The following is a 1,363-nucleotide window of genomic DNA, read 5'->3' as shown; positions in this document are numbered from 1 at the left end:
CTAGGGCGTGTTTCAGAAGTGGATCACCCGGGTGATCCACTTCCGAGATGATCTTTGTGTGGGTCGGGGTGATTTGACCGCCGCGCAGTGGGCTGTGCTGGAGCCGCTGTTGCCGGCGGGAAAGAAGGCGGGTCGTCCGCCGGTCTGGGCGAAGCGGCAGCTCATCGACGGGATCCGATGGCGAGTTCGAACGGGCGCGCCCTGGCGGGATGTGCCCGAGCGGTACGGGCCGTGGCAGACGGTGTACGGGTTGTTTCGCCGCTGGCAGCGGAACGGAGTCTGGGCGCGCATCCTTGTCGCGTTACAAGCGCGAGCCGATGCCAAGGGGCTGATCACCTGGGATGTGTCGGTGGATTCCACCGTCGCCCGCGCGCACCAGCATGCCGCCGGTGCGCGAAGAGATGGCGATGCGCAGAAGGAGCCACCCGGAGGGGCTCGTACGGAACCAGACGATCACGGGCTGGGCCGCTCGCGTGGCGGGCTGACCACCAAGACGCACCTGGCCGTCGAACAGGGACAAAAGCCGCTGTCGGTGGTGGTCACGGCTGGACAGCGGGGCGACTGCCCGCAGTTCAGGCCGGTGCTGGAGGGGATCCGGGTGCCACGTCTGGGCAGCGGCCGCCCCCGCACTCGCCCCGACAGAGTCCGCGCCGACAAGGCCTACTCCTCTCGCGGCAACCGCTCCTACCTGCGCCGGCGTGGGATCAAATGCACCATCCCGGAGAAGAAGGATCAGGCGGCTCATCGCCGCAAACGTGGATCGCGCGGCGGCCGGCCTCCCGCCTTCGACAAGGCCGACTACCGCGAGCGCCACGCCGTCGAGTGCGCGATCAACCGGCTCAAGCGCAACCGCGCCGTGGCCACGCGGTATGACAAGCTGGCCGTCCGCTACGAAGCGACCGTGCACATCGCCTGCATCAACGAGTGGTTGTGACCGCGTCCTGGCCACGGCTGGGATCCTGCACAATCTGTTGGAGCGGCGACCCGTACACCTGGAGAGGGGCCGATAGTGGGGCGGGAGTACATCCGGCTGAAGGCGGAAACCGAGGGCGGCGAACTCATCGTGGAACCGTCCGAGGACGCCCTCTACGAGATGATCATCGAGCTCGCCCTGCCCCACAACACCTTCGTCATCGTCGAACCAGACGAAGACGACCCCACCTGGTTCGCCTCAGTCGCCCGCCTCGACGATGGCACCTACGAGGTCGAATACCGAGACCCTCTTCGCCGATATCACCGCCTTGACACCGCAACCGACCCGAGCCGCATCGCTTCCGACGTCACCATCTGGACCGCCCAGGCATCTCGAGCACACGCAGCCCTCACCCGGCACTCCTCACCCGACTTCTGAAACAGGCCCTAG

The 1,363-nt window shown here is 66.9% G+C and carries 2 protein-coding genes; both read left to right on the top strand.

Annotated elements, in window-relative coordinates; all coding sequences use genetic code 11:
• Positions 1-58: 58 nt before the first annotated feature.
• A complete protein-coding gene (locus tag ABD331_RS60630) occupies positions 59-934 on the top strand; it encodes an IS5 family transposase (RefSeq protein ID WP_344496693.1) in 876 nt (291 codons plus the stop codon).
• Positions 935-1,009: 75 nt separating this feature from the next.
• The gene (locus ABD331_RS60625) at positions 1,010-1,351 is read left to right on the top strand and encodes a hypothetical protein (RefSeq protein ID WP_344496691.1); all 342 of its coding nucleotides are present in this window, start codon (positions 1,010-1,012) and stop codon (positions 1,349-1,351) included.
• Positions 1,352-1,363 lie beyond the last annotated feature (12 nt).

The organism is Nonomuraea monospora (assembly GCF_039531895.1).
Lineage (GTDB): Bacteria > Actinomycetota > Actinomycetes > Streptosporangiales > Streptosporangiaceae > Nonomuraea > Nonomuraea monospora.
The sequence above is the reverse complement of the archived record's forward strand: the minus strand, read 5'-3'. Positions and strand labels throughout refer to the sequence as shown.